Here is a 25,735-nt window from a genome sequence, read left to right as displayed (position 1 = left end):
GGTGAAATCTATTGCCTATATTTTTATATGAAGCCAAGCTTGTTACCGGTGAGATCAGAAAAGGGAAAATGGATGCTGTGGATGAAAATGCAGTAAGGTCTGCCCTTAGATCTATGGAATGCTATCCGGTAATGATTAAGCAAGAGGGAAAATCAGATATAGATTTAACTAAGTTTGCCAGAGTTAAGATAAAGGATATTGCAGTATTTTGCAGGCAGTTTTCGTATATACTTGTTTCAGGTATGAACATTGTAAAAGCCCTTGAAATACTGAAGGAGGAAACGGAGAATAAAAAGCTTAAACAATCAATTACCATGGTTTATGAAGATGTTCAAAAAGGAAGGACTCTATCGGCATCCATGAGAAATCACGAAGTTTTTCCTAATATGTTGGTTAACATGATAGCGGTAGGAGAAGCCAGCGGTAATCTTGATGAAATGATGATAAAGATGGCCGATTACTATGATAAGGAATATGACCAGGTACAAAAGGTTAAGAAGGCCATGACCTACCCCATAATGATAGCAATAGTAGCAGTTTTGGTAGTTAATTACTTAATAATATTTGTTTTACCTAAATTATTAGGGTCTTTGATGGAGGATAAAGAAAGTCTGCCTGCACCTACAAAAATACTTTTAGCTATCAGTGACTTTATGAAGGAGTATTGGTATATAGTAATAGCTATTGTGGCAATAATTGTTATTGTGTTTAGGGGTATCAAAAGAAATGGCAACAGTACGGAAATGGATAGACTCAAGCTAAAGGTTCCCATCTTTGGTAAGCTTACGTTGAAACTAGCCCAAGCAAAGTTTGCAAGAACTTTTGGAATGCTTTTAAACAGTGGCTTACCTGTTGTAGAAGGTTTGGAGATATCATCCAGAGTATTGGGAAATAAGCACCTTGAAATGCTGCTATATCAATCCATTGAGGACATAAAAAAGGGCATATCTATAAGTGATTCCATAAGAGCAAAAGAAATTTTTACTACAATGTTTATTCAAATGTTAAAAATAGGCGAAGAATCCGGTACACTGGATGATGTGCTTGGAAAAACCGCAAGTTTTTATGACAAAGAAGCAGAAACTGCTACAGCTCAAATGACCACCATGATAGAACCACTGATAATTGTTATATTGGCAGTGGTGGTAGGCTTTATCATATTGTCGATTATATTACCAATGTTTGACATGTATGATACAGTAGGTGCACTGTACTTACTTGGATTTAAGTAAGCTCTAACTAAGTTAACCAAAATTTTATTATATATTTTAAGGAGGAATACAAAATGAAAAACTCAAAAAAGAAAGGTTTCACACTCATTGAACTTATTGCAGTTATAGCTATCCTGGCTATACTAGGTGCAGTACTTGTGCCAAGAATTGGAGGTTATCAAACTAAAGCTAGAAGATCTAATTTCCAGTCAAGTGCTAAAACTATAGTTCATGCTATTCAGGCTTATAATGCTGACAAAGCAACAGATAAAAAAATAAAGAATGGTGAGAAAGTAGAAACAGCAGTTGATACAGTTAATAGCGAAGATTTATCTAATCCGGTTATAAAGAAAAGCGGTGAAGCTTATACGGCATTATCAAATCTTACTGTTGGAGAACTTGTTGGAGTTGCAAATGGTGATTTTACTCTTTCTGGAAGCACAATTACTGTTACAACAACCGGTACTATAGAAGACTAATAAACTTAATGTATGGAATGAGTTCCTATTTTAGATGCTAAGTGTTACATAAAGTGTTGCTTTAGAACAGCAATACTTTATGTAATTACTATTTCTTAGTTAAGGAGAAATGTATGAATACAAAAGGTTTCACACTAATTGAGCTCATATCAGTAATTGCAATATTGGCTATACTAGGTGCAGTACTTGCACCAAGAATACCGGGATATCAGGCTAGGGCAAAACGGAGCCGTTTTCAACATAGTGCAAGAAATATTCTTCATGCTGTTCAGGCTTATAACTCTGACAAGCCTGAAAGAGTTTCTTTAAATGTTGTAAGTACGGAGAAAGTAATAGATAGTGATAAAGTATCAGATATCATGTCTTTAGCTGTAAATGCTGAGTCAAGTGTAGCTATAATTAAAGAACAAGGGGAGACCTATGATAAGTTAAAAGATTTGACATTAGGCCAGCTAATTGGTGTTGCCAATTCAAATTTTTCTTTAGATTCTGACGAAAGTATTGATGAAAGTACCATTGTGGAAGGAAGTATTAATGACTATTAGAAATAAGGTTTGAAAAAAATTATGTTTTGGAGCATATTCTCATGTTACATATGTGGTTTGCTGAAAATTAAAGTGCTTCAATTAACAGTTTATATATACTAAAAGGAAACCAATGAGTAAAAACTTATAAAAATATAAAGGTATTGGAGGACAACAATGAGTAATGAAATTATCTCAATAGACATTGGAAATAAGTATACAAAGGTTGTTGTAGGTAACAGTAAAAGGGTTTTGTTTTATGATAAGGCTTTAACACCTGATGGTGTGTTCCGTGATGATTATTTACAAGATATTAATGCAGCCAGTAAACTTATAAAATCAATGTTATTGAAAAGACGTGTTGGTACCAAAAACGTTTGTTTTGTTATTCATGGAAGAGATATTGTTGTAAGACATATTGAGATACCTTTAATGAGCATGGACAAGGTTGGAAAAGCAGTTGTTTGGGAAATAACCCAGTACTTGCCTGAATTGGAATCTGACTACTATATAGATTATCAGATTTTAAATCGTTTGGTTGCAAAAAAAGATAATGTATATAAGGTTATGGTGGTAGCAATACCAAAACCTAGAGCAGATAGATATATTCAACTTGCTAATCTTATGGGATTAAAAGTTAAATGTGTTGATATCGCTGCAAATTCTATATCAAGAGTTTTTTCTGGGATATATAATTATAATAAAAACTTGGAGAGCATAGGAATATTAGATATAGGCGCAAAGAAAACCAGTATGAGTATTTTGGATAAGGGAAACCTTTTTATAGAGAGAGAGATTAGCATGGGTATAAACCAGATGGCTGAAGACTTTGGTGCTAACTTTACTTATGAAAAGGAGAAGTTTCATGAGTACTTTACGACTAAGTTTAATTTTGCAAATGTGGAGTCTGATGAAAGTGCTCAAGGCAGAATAAAAGTTATGTTTGATAACATAATGGAAATATTCAACAAAATAATCACATTTTATCGATCTGGAAATTATGAAAAGAAATTGGATGTTATTTATTTAATAGGAGCAGGTTGTGAGGTTTATGGCATTGAAAAATACATAAAAGAGTATACGGGCTCTGAGGTAAAGGCGTTAAGCAGTATCCAAGATTTACACTTAAAAATTCAGGTGCCTTACGGCTTTGATGCAAGATTTTATAGTAGCTGTCTTGGCATGTTGCTGAGAGATGCAACCTATGGGTTAAATCTTTTACCTGATAATATGAAGAAAGCCAAAGCATACTTACAGACAACTAAAAAGATAACTATGGCTGCGGTTCTTACAGGAATATTAGTTGCAGGTGTCACTATAGCATTAATTACTTACAGTGGTATGCTTAAAAGAGAAAATGATAATTTGGCTACAGTAATAGCTTCTAAATCACAGGTTCAAAAGAAAAATCATGAATTAAAAACTGAAAAAAGTAAATATGAAAGTTATTTGAGTAAGGTAGAAGCTCTTACAAGCAATAAAATTATAGCCTCTGAGAAAGTTATTGGGCTAAAAAATGCTATACCCAATGATGTTACATTTAAAGCTGTTACATATATAGCTAATAACTACACTATAGCAGCAGAAACCCAGAACTATAATTCAATTTCTGCACTGGCTGCAAAGTTACAGATGTCTGAAGAATATGCTAATGCCAGAATAAGAGATGTTAATGCAGAGGGCGGAACTTATACCTTTACAATAGTAATCAGAGGTGAATAACATGAAAAATCTATCCAGGAGTGATAAGTTAATTTTAATTGGACTAGCCTTTTTGGGAGTATTATTTATTTACTATCAATTTGTGCTTAACCCACTGTTAAATACTATTTCTGATACAAAGTTTTCAATAGAACAAAACAAAGCTCAGGCTGAGGAAATCAGTAATATGGAGAGAAATAATAGGGTTATGGCAGCAGCTATAGAAAAACTAAAAGTTGACTATGAGAAATTCAAACAGACCTTGCCAGTTGAACTTAGAGATCCTGAGATACAGACAAGCCTTAATTTACAGGCTTTAAGCAGTAAGGTACAAGTGAAAAGTATAAATTTTGGTGATAGTTCACTTATCTCACTTGATGGTAAGTCAGATGGAAACAATAACAAAATTGAAAAAGGAAGCTTAATGATGGTCCCGGTGACTATCAACCTACAAGGTGACTATTTAGCTGCAATGGACTATATTAAAGGATTAGAGGAAAGTGAAAGAATATCAGAAGTAAAGACTATAAATATCACCAAGTCAGACCAAGGGGTGAATTTAGGAGTAGTAATCAACTATTACTATGTTGCTGGAGATGCCAAGGATAAACAAGAGCTTGACTACGAGATAAATGTCCCAGTAGGTAATAAAGATAATCTCTTTAACTAAATTTGGAGGTGAGGGCTATAAAAAAGAAAAAAGGTAATACCTTGGTGGAATTAATAGCAGCGGTGGCTCTAATAATAATTGTTCTTCAGGTTATATCAGTGGCTGTGAAAGCTTCCACAAGTATGTGGACAAGGAGCAATTTGAAATTAGAAACCAGCACCTTCAATAATTCAATTACACATAATATCAAAAATAGGGGTAAAGGATACGTAAGAAGCATATGTGAAAATCAAGGTGCATCCCCTAATGAAAAAGTGAATTTCTATATTTATTTTGATAATTCTACAGATATAGCGCCTTTTTTTGAAGATGACAGTATGGATGGCTTTCTTTTTAAAACAGATTTCAATTATACAACCTGTGAAACAAGCAATACCGGGAATAAAAAGTATGGTGCTGCAATTCAGATAGAAGATATAAAGGGGGCGTCAGATTATTATTCATTGTATGAAATTAAAGTAATCACTTGGAATTTAGAGTATGGTGAACAGTATTCATCCTCATCTTCCTTTTATATAGGAGGTTGATAGCTTTGAAGAAGAAGAAAGGATTAACCTTAATAGAGCTGATAATAGTATTAGCATTAACACCTATGATTTTAGCCTTGATATACAATGTAGTTTTAAGTGGTTTTAAGATGATTAATGTGGAAATGAAAAGAGCAAATGTATATGAACAGGCTAAGACTTATGTAACTACATTGTCTTATAATTTGAAAAATTGCAGAATTTACTTAGACTGCGACGAAATTAGTTCTACAGATTTATCAATGGTGGTGCCTTCCGATGCTAAACCCATAGTATATATTGAAGGATACGACGATAAAAGATATATGTATGTTTTAGAGCTTGGAAGCGATGGTAGGTATGATTTAAAGTTGTATAACTTTAAAAATGGTGTTGTTCAAAATAAGTATAAGCCAATTATAGAAGATGGCAATTATGACGAGGAATTTTTGGATGACGATGTATATGCAAAATTAGCTGCAGATTTAAAAAACCAAATACCATCTAATGCCGATAGCCTGGTGGAAAGTTTGAAAACTGGATATAGAGAGCAATTTATATATTACGATGGCTTTGAAAATAACAGCTACCTCATTGCAGAAAAGGAAGGGGATAATTATTGTAAAATTGCACTTGAAAAAATAGTAAGTTACGATACTGAAGTATCCAGTAAGACTACAATCATGGAGTATATAGAAGATGCTGCTGTCAAAAGAAATCCGGTAAATGAAAAACTTTGCAGTGTCATGGTAAAGGCTATAGATGAAGGTAAAGTTAAAGAAATATCTACTGATGTATATGTCTTTGTGCAGTCATAGGGGGATAAAATGAGAAAAAAAAAGAAAGGCTATTCTTTACTAATGGCAATTCAAGCCGTGCTGATTATTACGGTATTAGCTGCAGCCATGGTAACATTGGCTGCAACAAGCTACAAGAGTTCAGTTAATAGGGAAAAAGTAAATAAGTTAAAGCTTAGAGCTGAAAGTGGTATAGAAAAACAGTATTATCTTTTGAAAGAATACATAATTAATAATCCCATCGTGTTAGTAGATAGTAAGCAATATAATCTTACTGAGGATCCTACAACGGATTATGTCCGTAGAGTAAATGAGACGATTGACGGTATTAAAAATTGGACTGAGATAATCGAAGAAAATGGTGTGGTGGATACCCCTATTGGTAGAAAAGTAGATTGCCTAAAGATTGAATCTTATGCACAATATGAACAGCCAGACCGGACTTTAACAGGAAGGAAGGTTAAAGTAACAGTTTATATTGATAAAAACTCAATTTATAATGACTATTTTGATGCAATATTTAAAAATGTTTTTACAACTTCACCCAAAAGACCATCTTCTCCTACAGGGGCTATAGAGAGTTCTTTCTATAGTAATGGGAGTATATTAAATATATCTGGAAATATGTTTTTACAAGGCAAAGTTGATTTTTTACCTATAGAGTTAAATATGTCCGAGGGAAACATAAAGGTAAAGGCTATAGATAATGAGTTTAGATTTAATACACCCTCCGGGGCAAATACAGGAATAAACAGATATAAGGATGCTGCAGGAAGTTTGAGCTCACCACAATGGAAAGATAAAAAGATGGATTATCTATATTTTTGCAGTATATTAGATCCGGCAACTTCTTCAGGGGCTAATGCCATGGCAGAATATACATCCCCAGCAGATGTGATTTATAGTTCCGACCTACATTATCTTACTGTAGATAATACTGATTTAACTAATGTTCAAAATACAGTAACTTATAAAATAAAAAGTACCTCAGCTCCAATAAATTTTCAATGGCTAATTAACGGGACAGATGGATCCGGAAATAACAATGGTATTTACTATGAGATTGTAAAAAAATTAAATTATGACTACGGTCCAGGACAGTTGTCTCGCTTTGGTGAGTATTACAAAATAATCCTGGTTGATGGAGATTTAGAGATATCTGATGATACAAGGTTTTGGTACAATAATTATATTATTTATTGCAGTGGCAAAGTAACCTTTAAAGGACAGGCGTTTTTCTACAATAGTAGTATTTTTGCTAAAGAAATAAAAATTCAAAAAGAAATAGTTTTTAATGGTATTAACACAAGAGAGTCCAGGAAGAAATTAATAGGTGGCAATAATCTAAAGGATTTTAAAGAGTCTAATAAAGGAGCCATTAGTGCATACTTATTAAAAAATCTAGAGGGGTATGGAGATTTCCTGCGATTTAGAGTTGTGAAGTGGATGGAAGAGTAATTTAGAATAAGCTATAGAATTTCTCTTTTCAAACTGCTTTGGAAGGGGTGTTATGACGATGAGAAATAGAAATATAAGGCTTATGATAGTTATAGTGATTGTATTGGTTGGGCTCGGCGGATTTTTTGTACTTAAACTAAAGGATAAAGAAAAAGCGGCAGTTAGTAGTCTTGTTACCGATAAATCTGCTATAAGTTTATATCATAACTGGACAATAAACTTTGAAAAGGAATTGACTAATGATGATATTCAAGGTATGGAAATAGAACTTTATGATGCTAATGGTAAATCATATAATTGCATTTGGACAACAACAGCAGATAGCAAAGCTATAGAGATAAGGCCTCCAGTAAATGGATATAATGATGGTGAAAATTATACTTTGAAGATAAAGTCAGATGTAGAATTCACATTAAATGGTGAAACAGCTACATCTAAGGAAATATCATTTACACCTAAAAGGGACTATGAAGATGTCAAGGCACAATTTGAAGACCCCAATTTAGAATCAGTTATAAGGGATTTAGTTAAAAAACCAGATGGAGAGATTTTTGTAAGTGATCTGGAAGGTATTACAATACTTATAGCCAACAACAGTCAAATAAAGAGTATAGCTGGTATAGAGTATCTAGTTAATCTTAGGGAACTTTATTTAGATGTTAATGAAATAAGTGATATAACTCCCATAAAGGGGCTTACCTATTTAAACAGACTAGGTTTATCATACAATAACATAAAAGATATTAGTGTGCTTAAAGGAATTCCTTTAAGGTACCTATCTTTATATGGCAATGAGATTACTGATTATAGTGCAGTAAAGGACATATATTCAGATTTAGAGTGGAAGGATTTTGCCATAGATTAGTTTTTAAATGATAACACTCAACTTAATTAATTGGTATCAATATTTTAATGATACAATAAATAGGAAAGGGGGGAGAAGGTTAATGAAGAGCTTAAAAAGGTTTTCGGTCTTTGTTATTGCTTGTGTGGTGCTGACTTATTGTAGCTTAATACAAAAGGGTATAGTAACAAGTGCAGCCTATTCTGATGTGAATAACGGCGACTGGACATCAACTAAAGTAATAAAATATAATACAAGTGAAGCAGAGGTAATGGTTAGGGCTGGAGACATTGATAACTTTGGTTATCCTTGGAATAGCATAGATCCATTTACTGGAAAGGAAACTCAAACACATGGATATCCTTTCAAACCTCAGGCTAATGATCCTGTTGGAACTGATAGAATAATGGTTGTATCAGGATATAACGGTGGGTCAAAAACTGATGGTTATACAAGTGCAACCTATGGCAAGAACGGCTACAATACTACTGTAGCACCAGTAACTCTTACTTATGATTTGAAAGGGAGAAAAGTGTACAACGCTTATATCCAAATGTTTGTCGATGATATACAGCCAAGTAAATGGGTAAAAATTGATGGCAAATGGGTAAATATGGGTAGAGGTGGCTATTCTAAGGATAGTTATACCCAATATCAAGTAACACTTACTGCGAATAATAAAACAGTAAGAGTGTCTGAATTTGAAACTGTAATAAATAATTTAGACCAGCATGGACCTATAGGAAAAATGATAACTCTGAAGGTGCCTGATGAATACATAGAAATGATTCAGAACGGCGGCAGTGGACTCAGCATAAAAATTGATGATCCAAGGAAAACCGTGGTTGATATTAATAACAAAAGTATCAACAACACCGGGGATGGGTATGCGATAGATTTCGTAAAGCTTCTAGTAAATAAGAATGATGGTTTTACTCAGTATGATGCTGCAGTTCATGGAAAAGTGTACGAGGCTAAATATGTTAATAATGAGTTGGTGCTAGATAAGTCTAAGCCTATTGGCGGAGTAAAAATATCCATCAGTGGTGTAAAGGATGTACTGGTAACAGACTCATCAGGAGCATATAGCAGTACAAAAGTTCCAGCTGGTCAGGTTGTTATACAAGCAGAAAAGGATGGATATGCTAAGGCTGTATATACTATACCAACTTTGCAGGCAAAAGATGTATATACACAAGATATAGGGTTGATAAACCTGACACCGCCGGATATGCCTATAATCTCATTAAACCCAGAGAACTTAACAAATACTGACGTTATAGCAACAATTACTTATCCTGGAGACCTAAAGGAAAAGAAATACAGGATAGATGGCGGCGAGTGGAAGGATTATAATGGACCTATAACTATTGAAAGCAATTGTCTATTGGAAGCTCAATCACAGGAGAACGTTAAAATCAGTCCAACAGAAATAAAATTGGTTGAAAGTTCTCGTGCGAGCAGGGTAATTTCCAATATTGATAAGTTTGTTACTGGTACTGTTAATGTTTCTTATTCCGGTATTGAAGGTTATTTAGATTTAGTGCTATATGAACCAAATGTAACTATTTTACCACCACCAAGTGTAATTGAATATGAAGGAAATACATATAATGTTGTTACTGAAGCTGATGGTGATAAGATTTATCTTGATAACATTTTAGTTGCCAAGATAAGCACTGATGGTACGAGGGTTACCTGCTATAGAAATTTTGAATATACTTTTAAGTTCAGAGACAAAGCAGGAAATGTTGGTTCAGCTAGCGGGGACTCAAAAATACCAATGCAGGATAGGTAAGGTAGAAAAAAGTTAAAGGGAGAAGCTGCATTTAAAGCAGTTTCTCCATTTTTTAACTCTATAGGAAATTATGTATTTAAGAAATTGTGGATAACTTCGATTATTTAAGTGTATCTGTATTTATCTAGGTGATTGCTATGAATAAGATAACCATAAAAATGATTCTGGAACATAAATGGTATGAATTCAAAGATAAGTTATCATATAGATTGCCTAAAGATATGCGAGAGCATATCTTTAATGTCGTTGAAAAATCTCTTCATTGTGGAGAAATTAATAAAGGTTACGCTGAGTACATGTGTTTCAATTGTGGAGAGAGTATTAAAGTAGGGTTCACTTGTAAAAGTAAGTTCTGTGTGAAATGTGGAAGGCTATACACGCTGAAATGGGTAGAAAAGCAGCAAGAGAATATGCTAAATGTAGTACATAGACATAGCGTATTTACTATACCTGAGGAACTTAGAAATTATTTTTATAAAAGAAGAGAGATGCTTAAAGACCTGATGGACGGAGTCTATCAAGTAATTGACTATTGGTACAAAAAACATAAGGGCAAGAGTTATGAGGTGGGTGTAATAGCGGTAATTCATACTTTTGGACGAGACTTAAAATGGAATCCTCATGTGCATGCACTTGTTACGGAAGGGGCTATTAACAATAAATATAGCTGGTGGAAGCCGGTAGAATATATACCATATGAATACCTAAGGAAGTCTTGGCAAAAAATTGTTTTAGATATCATAAAGAAATATTTTAAGGATTATAAAACTAGAAAATTAATTAGTACCTTGTACAGGGTATATAAAGATGGTTTTTATGTTAATGCAGACAGAGCCCTTACAGATATGAAAAAAGCCACTAAATACATAGGGAGATATCTTGCAAGAGCTGCGATAGCAGAGTATAGAATTGAAAGCTATGATGGTGAGAATGTAACCTTTTGGTACGAAGACCATGATACCGGTGAACATATAAAAGTTACATTGGATGTATTAACGTTCATTGGAAAGCTGGTACAACAAATTCATAAAAAAGGCTTTAAGTGCGTTAGAAGGTATGGTCTATATTCAAGGAAGAAAAATGCTTTGGCTAAAGAAATAATACACTTGTATAAGTTTGTTAAACAGTTAAAGATTTCAGATATTCTAAATAGAAAAAAGAAACAAGAAAAAAAGAGGTGGAAGCAGAGAATAATAGAGACTTTTGATAGAAATCCATTAGAATGCAGAAAGTGTAAAAAAGAAATGGAATTATGGAAAATCTGGCATGATGACTATGGTTTGATATATGATATAAGGGAATCAACCTATAAGGAGGATAAACCAGATGGATCCAATAGACGAATATTATTACGAACTCAATCCAATAGAGAAAGAAATTGTGTACAAATATCAATGCCGCAAGTGCGGTTTCGAAGAGTGGGCCCCAGCCTTTGTGGTAGATGAGATTGCATACATGGATGAGATTCTTGAGGAAGACTCTAAATGTGAAGATTTGGGAATGCCTATTTTGGTATGCCCTCGTTGTAATGCAGACTTTTATTTTACCGGTGACATTGAAAAGCAATAGAGTGGCGTTAGCCACTCTATTGAGAGTCCCCGTTAGGGGATTTTTTTATTAAAAAACATAAAAAAATGTTATTATTTTCAGTAATTATAAAATTATTGTCGATTTTACAAAAATATTGTTGTATATTAGTTAAAATTGATATATAATATAAGAAAAATGTAATAAATTGATAGTTTAATGATTTAAGGGGGAAAATACATGAAAAAGAAGGGATTTACACTAATTGAACTTATGATAGTGCTGGCAGTTATAGCTATTTTAGCTGTAGTACTAGTGCCAAAAGCCGGTGTTTTTAAGAGTAATGCAAAGAATGCAGGGGTTACTACTAATGTAAATACTGTAAGAGCCTACCTGGAAAGTAAGACTGGCAACAATTTCATCGGTAATATAGGGGAACTAAAAAAAGCGCTTGCAGGAGCATTTACTGGCGCTACTGATGATGATACATTAATTAATCCTATTGATAACACTCAAAAGGGATATAATGCTACAACTGATGTGGGAGCAATAACTGTTGATACAGATGAAACTAAAGATTTTTCTTCTAATAAAGGTGATGTGGTTGTTATTCTAAAATCATCATCTTATCTCGTGTTTGGTATAGATAATAGTGGAGCAAAAGTAGATTCAGTAACAATCCAAAAGTAACATAAAAATAACATAAAAACAAAAATATGGATGTCTCGGCATCCATATTTTTATAAGGAGAATTATCATGGCAAAGGTAAAGAAGAGACTAGGTGAGATACTTGTAAGCTCTGGCGTTATAACTGAGGAAATCCTCCAGAAGGTATTGGTGCTGCAAAAGAATAGTGGCAAGAAGCTTGGTGAAACTCTGGTGTCTGAAGGCTTTACCACAGAAGACCAAATAATGGAGGCTGTGAAGAATCAGCTGGGCATACAGTACATAAACTTAGATTCCATCAATATAGCACAGGATACAATAAATACTATTCCCGAAACTTTAGCAAGAAAGCATGAACTTATTCCGGTGGAAGTTGTAAATGGACAACTCCTTGTTGCAATGGCGGACCCGCTAAATTACTATGCCATAGAAGAAATAAGGCTTCACAGCGGGCTGTTGGTCAAAACTGCCATATGCAGAAGGGAAGTTGTATTAAACAATATAGAAAAATACTATGGACAGAGTAAGGCCAAGGAAGCGGCAGATGACTATGTCAGGGCTTACGGTATCAGGCCTAAGGAAGTTATTCAAACCAACGAGAAAGACGAGAATAGCGCGCCCATAATAAAGTTTTTAAACACCATCATAGAAAGTGCCATTCTCAATGGAGCTTCTGATATACACATAGAGCCGGAGGAGACGGAGTTCAGAGTAAGATTCAGAATAGACGGCGTTTTAAAGGAAATGATGAGGACCAATGCCGATATGTTGGATCCGGTGGTAAGCAGAATAAAGATTATGGCCAACCTTAATATTGCAGAAAAGAGAGTTCCACAGGACGGTAGAATTAATTATAGAGTTAAGGAGAAGAATATTGACCTTCGTGTGTCTACTGCACCTACAATGTGGGGCGAAAAAATTGTTATGAGAATTTTGGACAAGAGTAGCTTTAATTTAAGCCTGAATACTCTTGGCATAGAAAATATGGATATGGAAAAAATGAAATCCTTAATAACAAAGCCCTATGGAGTTATTCTTGTTTGTGGGCCTACAGGCAGCGGAAAAACTACCACCCTGTATTCCTTTTTAAATATATTAAATGAAGAAACAAAAAATATTATAACTATTGAGGATCCGGTAGAATATAACTTTAAAGGTATTAATCAAATGCAGGTAAATCCAAAGATAGGTTTTACCTTTGCTTCCGGTTTAAGAAGTATATTGAGACAGGACCCGGATATCATAATGGTAGGAGAAATAAGAGACGGGGAAACTGCAGAAATTGCGGTAAGAGCTGCTCTAACCGGCCACCTTGTGCTCACTACCATCCATACCAATAGTGCTGCAGGTACCATAACCCGTTTGGAGGATATGGGACTTGAGCCCTTCCTGTTGTCTTCCACCATTGTGGGGATAATTGCCCAGAGACTTGTTAGAAAGATATGTCCCAACTGTGGTGAGAACCATGTGACAGACCAAAGAGAAATGAGAATACTTGGCCTACAGTCTCCTGTGACCATAAGAAGGGGACAGGGCTGCAGTTTATGCAATAATACCGGATATAAGGGAAGAATAGGTATATATGAGGTTATGCCAATAAATGCTGAGCTCAGGCAGCTCATAGATGAAAAAACACGGGAAAGAGAGATAGAAGAAGCGGCCTTAAGAAACGGTATGACCTTATTAAGAGAGGCTTGTAAAAGAAAGGTTCTCAGTGGTGCTACCACTGTGGAAGAGTTATTAAGAGTAACTTATAGCACCAACGAATAGGAGAATAGATTATGGATAAATACAGCTACAAGGCTTGGAATAGCAAATTTGAAGTTGTAAAAGGCAAAATTGAAGAGGAAGATATAGAGACTGCCAAGGATAGGTTGAAGCTGCAGGGGCTTACTGTCATTGATATTAAAAAGGCCTTTGATTTCAATGAGATCAGTTTTTCAAGACTCAAATTAAAAGACGGTGAACTTGCAAACTTTTGCGGACAGATGGGCATGATATTAAACTCAGGCCTTAATGTATTGAGTGGGCTGGAAGTTTTGCAATCACAGATGAAGGAAAAAAAACTGCAAAAAATCGTTGGAATCGTACATGCAAATGTAAGAAGGGGAAGGTCATTGGCTTCAGCTATGCAGGATACCAATGCCTTTCCCAAACTTCTCTGTGATATGGTAGCTTCAGGAGAACTCAGCGGTAATGTGGACGAAGCATTTATCAATATGGAAGCCTTTTATGAGAGGGAGGCCAGAATTAAGAGTAAAATAGTTACTGCTTCCATATATCCGGCCATGCTGCTGGTGGTGGCAATAGGAATGATTGCCTTTTTCAATATCTTCGTATTTGAGGAATTGGGAAGCTTGTTTTCAGATATGGAAAATCTACCGGCAGCTACAAAAATGCTGCTGGGGTTTATGAATTTTTTAAATGGTAATTTTGCTTATATCTTGCTTACTGTTACGGCTTTAGCTTTTACTTTCATCTTTGCTACCAGGCATGAAAAGTCAGCCTATTATATTGATAAAATAAAACTCAAGATGCCTATGCTTGGTGAGTTTAGAATTCATATGATCACCGCCAGATTTTCCAGGAGTATGGCACTGTTCTTAAAATCCGGAGTACCAATGCTGAATTTGATGGACAGCCTGAAGCTTTTGGTAGATAACCAATATATGGCAGTAAAAATCGAAGATGTAAAAAATGAATTGATAAACGGAAGAGCTATATCCAGCTCTTTAGAAAAGCAAAACATATTTGAACCCATTGTGGTACAAACGATAAGAGTTGGGGAGGAGACCGGCAGGCTTGAGGAGTCCCTAAGTAATCTTGCCAATATATATGATAAGAAAATTGAAGCGGAGGTCTCTAAGCTCATGGCCATTATAGAACCAGCCTTCACCCTGGTAATAGGAATATTTGTAGCAGTGCTTATATTGACTATAGCAATGCCGGTTATGAACATGACCGGCAGCTTTAGGTAGGGAGGAGTAACAATGGGAAGAACAGGAAATATTGTCCTGAGATTTACAGAGGATAAGGTTAATTTATCCATAGTAAAAAAATCTGGAAGGAATATAACCATAACTGAAAGCAGAGAGTTTGCCCTTATAGAAACTACAGGGGAAAATGGAGAATTAGTTTATTCAGATATTCAATTTGATGCTTTTAAGAGCTTTATTGCTGGGGAAAAGCTGACAGCTGAAGAAGTACAGGTAATAATTGCCCAGGATGGGATTATTACAAGACTTATCCAGAGCCCTGTCATAAGTAAAAAAGATCTAGATAAGTTTATTACTAATAATATTGAAGAATATTTTACCTTAAACATTGAAGACTATGATTATGACTACACTATTGTCAACGAAGAAAAAGGTGAAGTAAAAAAATTTACCATATTGCTGGTTTTGTTCCCTAAAAACAAGTTAAAGGCAATAGTGGATTACGTCATAAAGCATAACTTGGAAATAGATACTTTAACCATATATCCAGTATGCATAGAGAAGTTTTTTCATGGTGAAAGGGATAAAAGTATAGCAGTTTTTGATATTGGTGAGAATAAAGCTAATATTACTATCTTGGAAAAGGGCAGTATATTTCTATATTCCAGGACCAATTCGGAAATTGACCTGCTTCAGGGAGAATTTGATGAAGTACTGGACTCAATGCTCTACTTCTTAAATTTTTACTCCACCAGACATTTTGGAAACAGAGTAGATAAGATATATATTACAGGAAAACTGTGGAATAATCAGGCCTTCTTAGATGAACTAAAAGAGCTGATACCGGTGAGTATGGTTTCCGGTATTAAGCTGACCAACGGAACCATAGAGACTAAAGAGGGCATTGATAAAAACCTCTTTGCGGACATTATAGGCGCAGTTACTCCTATTAAGAGAAAATACAATAGAGATATAAATTTCGCAAGATTTAATAAGGAAAAAATTAAGAGGAACGAAAATCTGCCTATTGCTGTTTTGGCAGCGGTACTGCTTGTTATTTCAATATTGTGGCCTGTAGGCTTTCTTATCTATAAGGATAGTAAGCTTAAGAAGTTGGATACTACAGCCTTAATAGAAGAAAAAGTTAAACTCCATGAAGTAGACCAGCGCTACAATGAACTGTTGGCAACAGAGACGGAACTTAATCAAAGGGAAGAGGCAGCTAAGCTGTTGGAAGAGATGGATATAGATTATACGCCCTATATAGAAGCTTTGAGGAAGGCTCTTCCATCAACCGCCTATATAAAAAGCTTTCATATAGACCCGGAAAATGTAAGCTTGAATTTTATTGTAAGTGGTACTATTGATAAGGTTATTTTAGCTGAGAGCATAAACAAAATTGAGATCTTTGAGAAAGTTAATATTGAAACTATAAAACTAGATGATACCGAAAGGGAGGCGCAATTTCAGCTGAAAATAATTAAGCCTTATAAAGGTGAGTGATATATATGGATAAGAAAAAAATTGAAATAATAACACTGTTAATCTTGGTTGCTATAGGGATAAACTATGCAATATATACATATTTTGTTCAACCTCAGAATGAGGAATTAATAGTTGGGGAGCAAAATTATAATAATCTTCAGGATGAGGTGAGGAATTTAAGATTAAAAAGCCGGGACCTTGAGAATATTAAGAAGAGGGTGGATGAGAAATTAAAAAGCTTAGGCGGTGATAATACACTTAAACCTGCAGATAATCAAAGCTTAATAAGAGACTTTTATGCTGCCTGCAAACAATACGGAATCTCAGGAGACACACTATCCTTCAGTGAGGAAGGTGCTGTGCTGCCTCTGGAAGGTACAGGTGGAGAAACTGAGAATGAAGAGCTCTACGGCAAATATAAAAAGCAGCTTATTACCTTTGACTTTAGTGGAGAAAAGGGAAAGGTTGAAAACTTTATAGAAAAAATAAGAACCATCACCGACAGAAAATTTATAATTACCAGCATAGATATAACCAGCATGGCAGAAGAGGGCGTTAGTATTTTAAATACAGCAGATACTGCGGCTCAGTCTGTATCGGTTCAGTTAAAACTTTTGGAAATTTCTGTTGGCAATTAATAGGGTTAACAAATTTGATAAAAATCCAGCTTCATTGGCTGGATTTTTGTGTTTATATGGTTATAAAAGAAGGTGTAATAATTATAGAAAAATGGTGCATTCTAAGATTGAAAATAAAAATATGACTTTCAGGGGGAAATAATATGAAGAAAAAAGCCTTTACCCTTATTGAACTTATGATTGTCTTAGCTGTAATAGCTATACTGGCTGTAGTACTTGTACCAAGATCTGGCATTTTTAAGAGCAATGCTAAAAATGCGGGAGTAGTTACTAATGTAAATACGGTAAGAGCATATTTGGAAACAAAGACCGGTGCGAATTTTTTGGAGACAGAAGGCGATTTAGAAAAGGCCTTAGAAAATGCTTTTCCGATCACCGCAACAGGCGATAACGCATTAACAAATCCCTTTGACAATTCAGTGGGATATAATAGTACAGACAATAGCGGAGCAATACATGTAGGCACAGGAAATCCAAGCAATGGTGATGTGGTAGTTATTCATGGTAGTAACGGTTATACCGTTTATGGGATTGACAATTCAGGTACCAAAGTCAACGAAGTTACAATTACAAGATAACATAAATATCAAAATGGATGTTTCGGCATCCATATTTTTATAAGGAGAATTGTTATGCCAAAGATAAATAAAAGACTGGGAGAAATACTTGTAAGTTCAGGTGTCATCACCGAAGAAGTCCTCCAAAATGCTTTGGAGCTGCAGAAGAACACTGGAAATAAACTAGGTGAAATTCTTGTGAAGGAAGGCTTCACTACAGAAGATCAAATTATTGAGGCAGTAAAGAGCCAGTTGGGCATACAGTATATAAATTTAGACACTATAAACATTTCGCCGGAGATAATAGATATAATTCCGGAAGGCCTGGCTAGAAAGCATGAATTACTTCCTGTAGAAGTTGTTAACGGACAACTTCTCGTGGCTATGGCAGATCCCTTAAACTATTATGCTTTGGAAGAAATAAGGCTGCACAGTGGTCTATTGGTGAAAACTACAATTTCCAGAAGAGAGTCTGTTTTAAATAACCTGGAAAAGTACTATGGGCAACGAAAAGCTAAAGAAGCAATAGAAGATTTTGCTAAAACCTATGGTATCAGACAAAAGAATATAGTTACAACTGCTGATGAGGAAGAAAATAATGCTCCAATAATTAAGTTTTTAAACACTATCATAGAGAGTGCAATATACTATGGGGCTTCTGACATACACATAGAACCGGAGGAATTTGAGTTTAGGGTTAGGTTTAGGATAGATGGAGTCTTAAGGGAAATGATGAACTCCAATATTGGGATGTTGGATCCGATAGTAAGCAGGATAAAGATAATGTCAAACTTGAATATTGCAGAGAAAAGAATTCCCCAGGATGGAAGGTTCAATTATAGGGTTAAGGATAGGAACTTTGACTTGAGGGTATCCACGGCCCCAACCATGTGGGGAGAAAAAATCGTCATGAGACTCCTGGATAAGAGTAACTTTATTATGAACCTCAACACCTTGGGAGTAGAAGAAGCGGATATGAAAAAGATGAAATCAATAATTGCAAAGCCATATGGCATAATCCTGGTTTCAGGGCCCACAGGCAGCGGAAAAACTACAACCCTGTATACCTTTCTTAATATATTGAACGATGAAACTAAAAATATAATTACCATAGAAGATCCGGTGGAATATAATTTCAGGGGAATTAATCAGATGCAGATAAATCCAAAGGTAGGCTTTACTTTTTCCAATGGGTTAAAGAGTATACTAAGGCAAGATCCCGATATCATCATGGTGGGTGAGATCAGAGACGGTGAGACTGCAGAAATTGCAGTAAGGGCAGCTCTGACAGGCCACTTGGTGCTCTCCACCATTCATACCAATAATGCTGTAGGTACCATAACCAGATTGGAGAATATGGGGATAGAATCCTTCTTGCTATCCTCAACTGTGGCAGGAGTTATAGCCCAAAGACTTGTCAGAAAAATATGTCCTAACTGTGGGTATGAGCACCAAACAGATATAAGAGAAATGAAATTATTGGGACTACAGCTTCCTGTTACTATAAGATCAGGAAAGGGCTGTAGCTTTTGCAATAATACAGGCTATAAGGGAAGGGCGGGCATATATGAAGTCATGTCTGTTAACAGTGACCTAAGGCAGTTAATTGATGAAAGGAGACCGGAGAGAGAAATAGAAGATGCAGCTATTAAGAACGGGATGACCCTGCTAAGGGAGGCTTGCAAAAGAAAGATCCTGAGCGGCATAACTACCGTAGAAGAACTATTGAGAGTAACCTACGGAGCTAATGAATGACAGAAGCTCTAAAGTGGTGGAAGGCTAGGAATATTTGCCATACTGCAAAAGATAACGGAATTTCTTAGACAACACTGTAGAATCTTGGTATAATTATCTTATTAAATGATCTTAAGGAAAATCATAGGAGGTTAAGTGGTGGGATTTGATTTTTTAATTATCTATACCTTTATAATCGGTTTATTATTGGGCAGCTTTTATAATGTCTGTATTTACAGAATACCAAGAGATGAATCTATAGTCTTTCCACCATCACATTGCACGCGCTGCAATACCAGATTAAAAGTCTTAGATTTAGTTCCGGTTTTTAGCTACGTATTTTTAGCCAGGAAATGCCGGTATTGCGGAGAAAAAATATCTGCCAGGTACGCCCTTGTGGAGCTGCTTACAGGCTTGGTCTTTGCAGGTTTATATATAAAATATGGTCTGTCTTTTGAATTCTTAAAGTTTGCAGTAATGGCCAGTTTTATGATAATTATAGGACTGATAGATTATGATACTACAGATGTATATACTTCAATTACCTGGGGCGGCATAGTCTGTGGTCTTTTGCTTGCAATAGCAGGTTACTTCATGGGTCATTCATTTATGGACAGATTGTACGGGGCCCTTCTGGGTGGCGGCGTCATTACGGCTATTATACTGCTAACAAAGGGCATGGGCTGGGGTGACGTGGAAATATGTACCCTGGGAGGCATATATCTAGGCTTTGCCAATAGTATAGTCATGCTGTTCTTCTCCTTTGTACTTGGCGGTATCATTGGTATAATTCTTATGATTACAGGAAAAAAGTCACGAAAGGACTATATACCTTTTGGTCCCTATATAGCCCTTGGCGCCATAATTGGGGCCATGGCAGGAGACGTTATTGTAAAATGGTACTGGCCTTATTAGGGAATAGCTACTCTCCTTGTCGGTAGGAATAAATATTTCTTACTGGGTCTTCTGTGTGTTCCGCGATGAATTTTATATCTGATGTCCCATAAAATATTTTAATTGATAACGTTTTAGGGCAAGATGACGCGATTGACAAAGTTCGCGGGATAATCTAAAATGAAATCAAGCATTAGTACGTGGAAAAATTGAATAGTAATTGTAAGAATTGCTCATATATACCCATGATATGGATGGGAGTATCTACCGGATGCCGTAAATTTCCGACTATGAGCGAGGGTTAGTTTTGCGTATACGCATATTAATTTTCGCTATAGGAAGATTAATATGCTTTTTTGTTTTGATAAATTTTAGCAATAACTTTTTTATTTAAATTAAATTTGTTACCCAGGAAATATTAAAAGAAGGGATGATTGATGGATGGCAAAAATATTAAAACAAGCTTACACCTTTGATGATGTGTTACTAGTACCGAACAAATCAGAAATTTTACCTAAGGAGGTTACCTTAAGTACCAACCTGACTAAGAGTATTAAATTAAATATTCCGATTATGAGTGCGGGAATGGATACGGTAACGGAATCAAAGATGGCTATAGCGGTAGCAAGAGAAGGCGGTATTGGAATTATCCATAAAAATATGCCCATAGAGGCGCAGGCCTTGGAAGTGGATAGAGTTAAGCGTCAAGAGAACGGTGTTATAAAGGATCCTTTCTATCTTTCATCAGAAAATACAATTGAGGAAGCTCTGCAATTAATGAGCAGGTATAGAATATCAGGAGTGCCTGTAACAGAGGGCAGAAAGCTTGTAGGCATTATCACCAACAGAGACATAGTATTTGAAACTGACTATACAAAAAAAGTTGGTGAGGTTATGACTAAGGAAAAGCTCATAACTGCACCAGAAGGAACAACTATAGAAGAGGCTAAGGAGATTTTAAAGAAGAATAAAATAGAAAAGCTGCCTCTAGTGGATAGTGAAAATAATTTAACCGGTTTGATTACCATAAAAGATATAGAAAAGGTTAAGAAATTCCCTAATGCAGCAAAGGATGCACAAGGAAGACTATTATGCGGTGCAGCCATCGGTATAACAGCAGATATGATGGAAAGAGTAGCAGCCTTGGTGAAGGCTTCTGTAGATGTGGTTGTGCTGGATACAGCTCACGGACATTCAAGAGGGGTTATTGAAGGTGTTAAGAAGATAAAGGCAGCCTATCCATCCCTTCAGGTTATAGCAGGAAACATTGCCACAGCTGAAGCTGCAAAGGACTTAATTGAAGCCGGAGCTGACTGCATAAAGGTTGGAATAGGACCTGGATCCATATGTACTACAAGAGTGGTTGCAGGAGTAGGTGTTCCACAGCTTACCGCTGTAATGGACTGTGTGGAAGTAGCCAGACAGTATGGTATACCGGTAATAGCCGACGGAGGAATAAAGTACTCCGGAGATATAGTAAAGGCATTGGCTGCCGGAGCCTCTGTTGTTATGATGGGATCAATGTTTGCCGGCTGTGAGGAATCACCGGGAGAAACAGAAATATATCAAGGCAGAAGCTATAAGGTATACAGAGGTATGGGGTCCCTGGGAGCCATGAACTGCGGCAGTAAGGATAGATACTTCCAGGAAGGTAACAAAAAACTTGTACCGGAGGGCGTTGAAGGAAGAGTGCCTTATAAGGGACCGGTATCAGAGACAATTTATCAACTGATAGGCGGACTGAGATCAGGAATGGGATACCTTGGAGCCAAAAACTTAGATATGCTATATGAAACTGCAAACTTTGTAGTACAGAGCGCAGCAGGTTTAAGAGAAAGTCATCCCCATGATATAGTTATTACAAAGGAAGCGCCAAACTACAGCGTGAATCAATAGTGAGTGGAGGAAAACAGATGGAAAAAGAGTTAGTTTTAGTTATTGACTTCGGTGGCCAGTACAATCAGCTAATAGCAAGAAGGGTAAGAGAGTGCGGCATATACTGTGAAATAGTGCCTTACCATTATTCATTAAAAAAGATAATTACAAAAAATCCAAAGGGAATAATTTTTACCGGCGGACCCAACAGCGTATTTGAAGAGGGAGCACCGAGAGTTGATCCAAAGCTATTTGAGCTTAATATACCCATATTGGGAATATGCTACGGCCACCAGCTAATTGGTTATATGCTGGGAGGAGAAGTTAAAAGTGCAGACAAGAGGGAATATGGTAAGACAGAAATAGATTTATCTGGAGCTTCAGCCCTGTTTAGAGAATTTGAAGGCAAAAATCAGTGCTGGATGAGCCACACTTACTTTGTTTCCAAGCTTCCAGAAGGTTTTGTAGCTACTGCGGCCACTCCAGAATGCCCAATTGCAGCCATGGAAAACCAAGAGAGAAAAATTTACGGAGTACAATTCCATCCTGAGGTTGAACATACTCCTTTTGGAAAGGATATGCTGTCAAACTTCCTATTTAAGGTTTGTAAGCTAAAAGGCGACTGGACAATGGCTTCCTTTGCAGAAGCTAAGATAAAAGAAATAAGGGAATTGGTTGGAGATAAGAAGGTATTATGTGCCCTATCCGGCGGTGTAGATTCCTCCGTAGCTGCGGTAATGGTACATAAGGCCGTTGGCAAGCAGCTTACCTGTATTTTCGTGGACCACGGTTTGCTTAGAAAGGACGAAGGAGATCAGGTTGAGGCGATATTTAAGAAGCAGTTCGATATGAACTTGATAAGGGTAAATGCACAAGAGAGATTTTTGAATAGATTAAAGGGCATTTCTGAACCGGAAAAGAAGAGAAAGATCATCGGTGAAGAATTTATAAGAGTATTTGAAGAGGAAGCCAATAAGCTGGGTGAAATTGACTACCTTGTACAGGGAACCATATATCCTGACGTAGTTGAAAGCGGTACCCACACTTCCGCCACCATAAAGAGCCACCACAACGTAGGGGGACTTCCTGAAGACATGAACCTAAAGCTTATAGAGCCACTGAGAGAGCTCTTTAAGGACGAAGTGAGAGCTGTTGGTGAAGAATTGGGCATACCCCATCACCTAGTATGGAGACAACCTTTCCCGGGACCAGGCCTTGCCATAAGAGTACTTGGAGAAGTTACTGAAGAAAAGCTCTTTATAACAAGAGAGGCAGATGCTATTTTCAGAGAAGAAATAGCCAATGCGGGCCTGGAAGGCAAGATATGGCAGTATTTCGCCTGCCTGCCCAATATTCAATCTGTAGGTGTTATGGGGGATGAAAGAACATATTGTCATACTGTAGCACTAAGAGCTGTTACCAGCTCTGATGGAATGACCTCCGATTGGGCCCATATACCTTATGAAGTACTGGACAAAATATCCCGAAGAATAGTTAACGAGGTTAAGGGAGTAAACAGAATTGTTTACGATATAACTTCTAAGCCTCCGGCAACTATTGAGTGGGAATAATCTGAGTTTACAAAGTAGGTTTTGATTTTAGAGTAAATTTCCCTACATCAACACCTACTATATATATTTGATAAATAATAGGAAATCACATAAATGACAATAATATAATAGGTACAAATATTGAGGGAAGGTGCAAGGGGATGAGAAAGAGGGATAAGCTTATAGCAATTTTTTGTATGACTACCTTTGTCTTGTCGGGATGCTTTTGGAAGAAGGAAGAATACGAAGTTAAAAGAGAGGTAAAGCAGTATGAAGAAATAATAACCATAGGTAACAAGAAGCGAATACCTGAGGCAGCCCAAAATAGAAAAGATACCATAATTGCAGGAGTTAATGATTTTAAAGGTGAGCTAAATCCCCTTTATACCACAGACAACTATGACCTATGGGCAACCAATCTTGTATTTGAGGGACTGCTTTCTCAGGATGAAAGCGGAAACATAGTCTCTAATATAGCGGAAAATTGGGAAGTAGAGGAGGAAGGGAAAAAGTACAGCTTTAAGCTGAAGGAAGGAGTAAAATTCAGCGATGGCTCAGAGCTCACCACTGAGGATGTTGCCTTTACCTTCACTGCAATTTGTGATCCCTCATATGATGGCCCCTATGCAGCCCATATGAGACTTTTGGAAGGCTATAATGAATATAAAATGGGAGAGGAAGAGGATGTCATAGGCATACAAATTGATAGCAAGTATGAGATCTCCTTCTACTTCAGAGAAAGTGACTCCTCGCTTATTTACGACTTTCAAATAGGAATTCTGCCAAAGGCCTATTATGGCTTTGAGAAGGGAGAAATTAGCAAGTTAAAGGCCTTGTTCACAAAACCTATTGGAGCCGGTGCCTATGCAGTGGAAGCATATAATGAAGGATCAGACATAAAGCTAAAGAAAAATGAATATTATTGGAAAGGAGTTCCTTCTATTAATAACATAATTCTTAAGAAAACACCGGGGAATGAAGGTTTAAAGCAATTGGCCAGGGGTGAAATTGACATGGTTAGGCTAAGTGCCAATTTAGAAAATGTGAATTACCTTCAGAGTTTGGAGTTTGCGGATTTACATTTATATGACAACAACGGCTATCAGTACATAGGACTAAACTTGAGAAATGAGAGATTTAAAGACAAAAAGGTTAGGCAGGCACTTTTATATGGCTTAAACAGGGCTAAATTTGTTCAGGACTTTTATGGGGAGTTTGGTTCTGTTTATAATACACCCTTTGCAAAATGTTCCTGGGCATATCCCCAGGGAATAAATGAATACAATTATGATAAAGCTAAGGCTGAGAGCCTTTTAGAGGAAGCAGGCTGGACCAAAAAAGAGGATGGCTACAGATATGATAAGGACGGAAATAAATTTACGATAAAGTGGTCAACCTACGAAGGCAATAAGTATGTAAATGCTCTGAAAACTGCAGTAATAAACGATTGGAAGCAGCTTGGAATAGACGTCACCGTGGAGGAAATGACCTTTCAGCAGTTGGTAGAAAAGGTCTACGACTCCAGAGACTTTGAAATGTACAATATGTCCTGGTTTCTAACAGCGGACCCGGACCCTTCTGCAATATTCTCCGCCAAGGAAGATGTGCCCGGAGGTTACAATGCTGTAGGTTGGAGAAATGATGAAAGCGAAGAATTGATTAAAGCGGCTTTGAAGGAAAGCGATATAGAAAAAAGAAAAGAAATATATAATTCTTGGGGCAAACTAGCTAACGAAGAACTTCCCTACCTATACCTCAATCAAAATAAGGAGTTACTTGCAGTGAATATGAGAATTACCGGACTTAGTGTGGCACCCTACAAGGAATGGACTGCAGAAGCCTATAAGCTCTCCATAATAAATGAAGAAGAATAGGTGTAGTAAA

At 36.3% G+C, this 25,735-nt stretch carries 23 protein-coding genes and 1 riboswitch; all 23 genes read left to right on the top strand.

Features of this window, described 5'->3' with window-relative positions; all coding sequences use genetic code 11:
* The first annotated feature begins 11 nt into the window (after positions 1 to 11).
* The 23 genes from FHY60_RS13550 to FHY60_RS13440 all read left to right on the top strand — a co-directional run bounded on the left by FHY60_RS13550 (position 12) and on the right by FHY60_RS13440 (position 25,725).
* A complete protein-coding gene (locus FHY60_RS13550) occupies positions 12 to 1,232 on the top strand; it encodes a type II secretion system F family protein (RefSeq protein ID WP_139905527.1) in 1,221 nt (406 codons plus the stop codon).
* A gap of 53 nt (positions 1,233 to 1,285) precedes the next feature.
* A complete protein-coding gene (locus tag FHY60_RS18350; protein WP_243122152.1) occupies positions 1,286 to 1,690 on the top strand; it encodes a type II secretion system protein in 405 nt (134 codons plus the stop codon).
* 113 nt (positions 1,691 to 1,803) lie between these two features.
* Positions 1,804 to 2,235 (top strand): type II secretion system protein, encoded by a 432-nt coding sequence (locus FHY60_RS13540; RefSeq protein WP_139905526.1) that lies wholly within the window; start codon positions 1,804 to 1,806, stop codon positions 2,233 to 2,235.
* Positions 2,236 to 2,391: 156 nt separating this feature from the next.
* Positions 2,392 to 3,936, top strand: a complete 1,545-nt coding sequence (gene pilM, locus FHY60_RS13535; protein WP_139905525.1) for a pilus assembly protein PilM — start codon at positions 2,392 to 2,394, stop codon at positions 3,934 to 3,936.
* A gap of 1 nt (position 3,937) precedes the next feature.
* Positions 3,938 to 4,585 carry a hypothetical protein gene (locus tag FHY60_RS13530; protein WP_139905524.1) on the top strand — a complete coding sequence of 216 codons (648 nt, stop codon included), beginning with the start codon at positions 3,938 to 3,940 and terminating at the stop codon, positions 4,583 to 4,585.
* A gap of 41 nt (positions 4,586 to 4,626) precedes the next feature.
* The gene (locus FHY60_RS13525) at positions 4,627 to 5,112 is read left to right on the top strand and encodes a hypothetical protein (protein ID WP_139905523.1); all 486 of its coding nucleotides are present in this window, start codon (positions 4,627 to 4,629) and stop codon (positions 5,110 to 5,112) included.
* 5 nt (positions 5,113 to 5,117) lie between these two features.
* Complete coding sequence (locus tag FHY60_RS13520; protein WP_163216123.1) at positions 5,118 to 5,909, top strand: prepilin-type N-terminal cleavage/methylation domain-containing protein; 792 nt, start codon at positions 5,118 to 5,120, stop codon at positions 5,907 to 5,909.
* Positions 5,910 to 5,918: 9 nt separating this feature from the next.
* Positions 5,919 to 7,346, top strand: a complete 1,428-nt coding sequence (locus FHY60_RS13515) for a type II secretion system protein (RefSeq protein ID WP_139905521.1) — start codon at positions 5,919 to 5,921, stop codon at positions 7,344 to 7,346.
* Between the two features lie 58 nt (positions 7,347 to 7,404).
* Entirely contained in the window at positions 7,405 to 8,211 is an 807-nt protein-coding gene (locus tag FHY60_RS13510; protein ID WP_139905520.1) for a leucine-rich repeat domain-containing protein, read from the top strand.
* An 82-nt stretch (positions 8,212 to 8,293) separates the two neighbouring features.
* The gene (locus FHY60_RS13505; RefSeq protein WP_163216126.1) at positions 8,294 to 9,988 is read left to right on the top strand and encodes a carboxypeptidase-like regulatory domain-containing protein; all 1,695 of its coding nucleotides are present in this window, start codon (positions 8,294 to 8,296) and stop codon (positions 9,986 to 9,988) included.
* A gap of 137 nt (positions 9,989 to 10,125) precedes the next feature.
* Positions 10,126 to 11,433 (top strand): IS91 family transposase, encoded by a 1,308-nt coding sequence (locus FHY60_RS13500; protein WP_139903760.1) that lies wholly within the window; start codon positions 10,126 to 10,128, stop codon positions 11,431 to 11,433.
* Positions 11,423 to 11,557, top strand: a complete 135-nt coding sequence (locus tag FHY60_RS18530; RefSeq protein ID WP_279230385.1) for a hypothetical protein — start codon at positions 11,423 to 11,425, stop codon at positions 11,555 to 11,557. The genes FHY60_RS13500 and FHY60_RS18530 overlap by 11 nt, the downstream gene beginning before the upstream one ends.
* 198 nt (positions 11,558 to 11,755) lie before the next feature.
* On the top strand, positions 11,756 to 12,205 hold the full coding sequence (locus FHY60_RS13490) for a type II secretion system protein (RefSeq protein ID WP_139905518.1): 450 nt from the start codon (positions 11,756 to 11,758) through the stop codon (positions 12,203 to 12,205).
* Positions 12,206 to 12,272: 67 nt separating this feature from the next.
* Entirely contained in the window at positions 12,273 to 13,952 is a 1,680-nt protein-coding gene (locus FHY60_RS13485; RefSeq protein ID WP_139905517.1) for a GspE/PulE family protein, read from the top strand.
* 11 nt (positions 13,953 to 13,963) lie between these two features.
* Complete coding sequence (locus tag FHY60_RS13480; protein WP_139905516.1) at positions 13,964 to 15,160, top strand: type II secretion system F family protein; 1,197 nt, start codon at positions 13,964 to 13,966, stop codon at positions 15,158 to 15,160.
* A gap of 12 nt (positions 15,161 to 15,172) precedes the next feature.
* The gene (gene pilM / locus FHY60_RS13475) at positions 15,173 to 16,621 is read left to right on the top strand and encodes a type IV pilus biogenesis protein PilM (protein WP_139905515.1); all 1,449 of its coding nucleotides are present in this window, start codon (positions 15,173 to 15,175) and stop codon (positions 16,619 to 16,621) included.
* Between the two features lie 5 nt (positions 16,622 to 16,626).
* Positions 16,627 to 17,241 (top strand): hypothetical protein, encoded by a 615-nt coding sequence (locus FHY60_RS13470; protein ID WP_139905514.1) that lies wholly within the window; start codon positions 16,627 to 16,629, stop codon positions 17,239 to 17,241.
* Positions 17,242 to 17,384: 143 nt separating this feature from the next.
* Complete coding sequence (locus FHY60_RS13465) at positions 17,385 to 17,819, top strand: type II secretion system protein (protein WP_139905513.1); 435 nt, start codon at positions 17,385 to 17,387, stop codon at positions 17,817 to 17,819.
* 54 nt (positions 17,820 to 17,873) lie between these two features.
* Positions 17,874 to 19,553, top strand: a complete 1,680-nt coding sequence (locus FHY60_RS13460; protein ID WP_139905512.1) for a GspE/PulE family protein — start codon at positions 17,874 to 17,876, stop codon at positions 19,551 to 19,553.
* 138 nt (positions 19,554 to 19,691) lie between these two features.
* A complete protein-coding gene (locus FHY60_RS13455) occupies positions 19,692 to 20,447 on the top strand; it encodes a prepilin peptidase (RefSeq protein WP_139905511.1) in 756 nt (251 codons plus the stop codon).
* Between the two features lie 192 nt (positions 20,448 to 20,639).
* Positions 20,640 to 20,737: riboswitch (purine riboswitch) on the top strand.
* Positions 20,738 to 20,867: 130 nt separating this feature from the next.
* Positions 20,868 to 22,322 (top strand): IMP dehydrogenase, encoded by a 1,455-nt coding sequence (gene guaB / locus FHY60_RS13450; RefSeq protein ID WP_139905510.1) that lies wholly within the window; start codon positions 20,868 to 20,870, stop codon positions 22,320 to 22,322.
* Between the two features lie 17 nt (positions 22,323 to 22,339).
* The gene (gene guaA, locus FHY60_RS13445) at positions 22,340 to 23,872 is read left to right on the top strand and encodes a glutamine-hydrolyzing GMP synthase (RefSeq protein WP_139905509.1); all 1,533 of its coding nucleotides are present in this window, start codon (positions 22,340 to 22,342) and stop codon (positions 23,870 to 23,872) included.
* 140 nt (positions 23,873 to 24,012) lie between these two features.
* Positions 24,013 to 25,725 (top strand): ABC transporter substrate-binding protein, encoded by a 1,713-nt coding sequence (locus FHY60_RS13440; RefSeq protein ID WP_139905508.1) that lies wholly within the window; start codon positions 24,013 to 24,015, stop codon positions 25,723 to 25,725.
* Positions 25,726 to 25,735 lie beyond the last annotated feature (10 nt).

Source organism: Clostridium thermarum, assembly GCF_006351925.1.
Lineage (GTDB): Bacteria > Bacillota > Clostridia > Clostridiales > Clostridiaceae > Clostridium_AU > Clostridium_AU thermarum.
The sequence above is the reverse complement of the archived record's forward strand: the minus strand, read 5'-3'. Positions and strand labels throughout refer to the sequence as shown.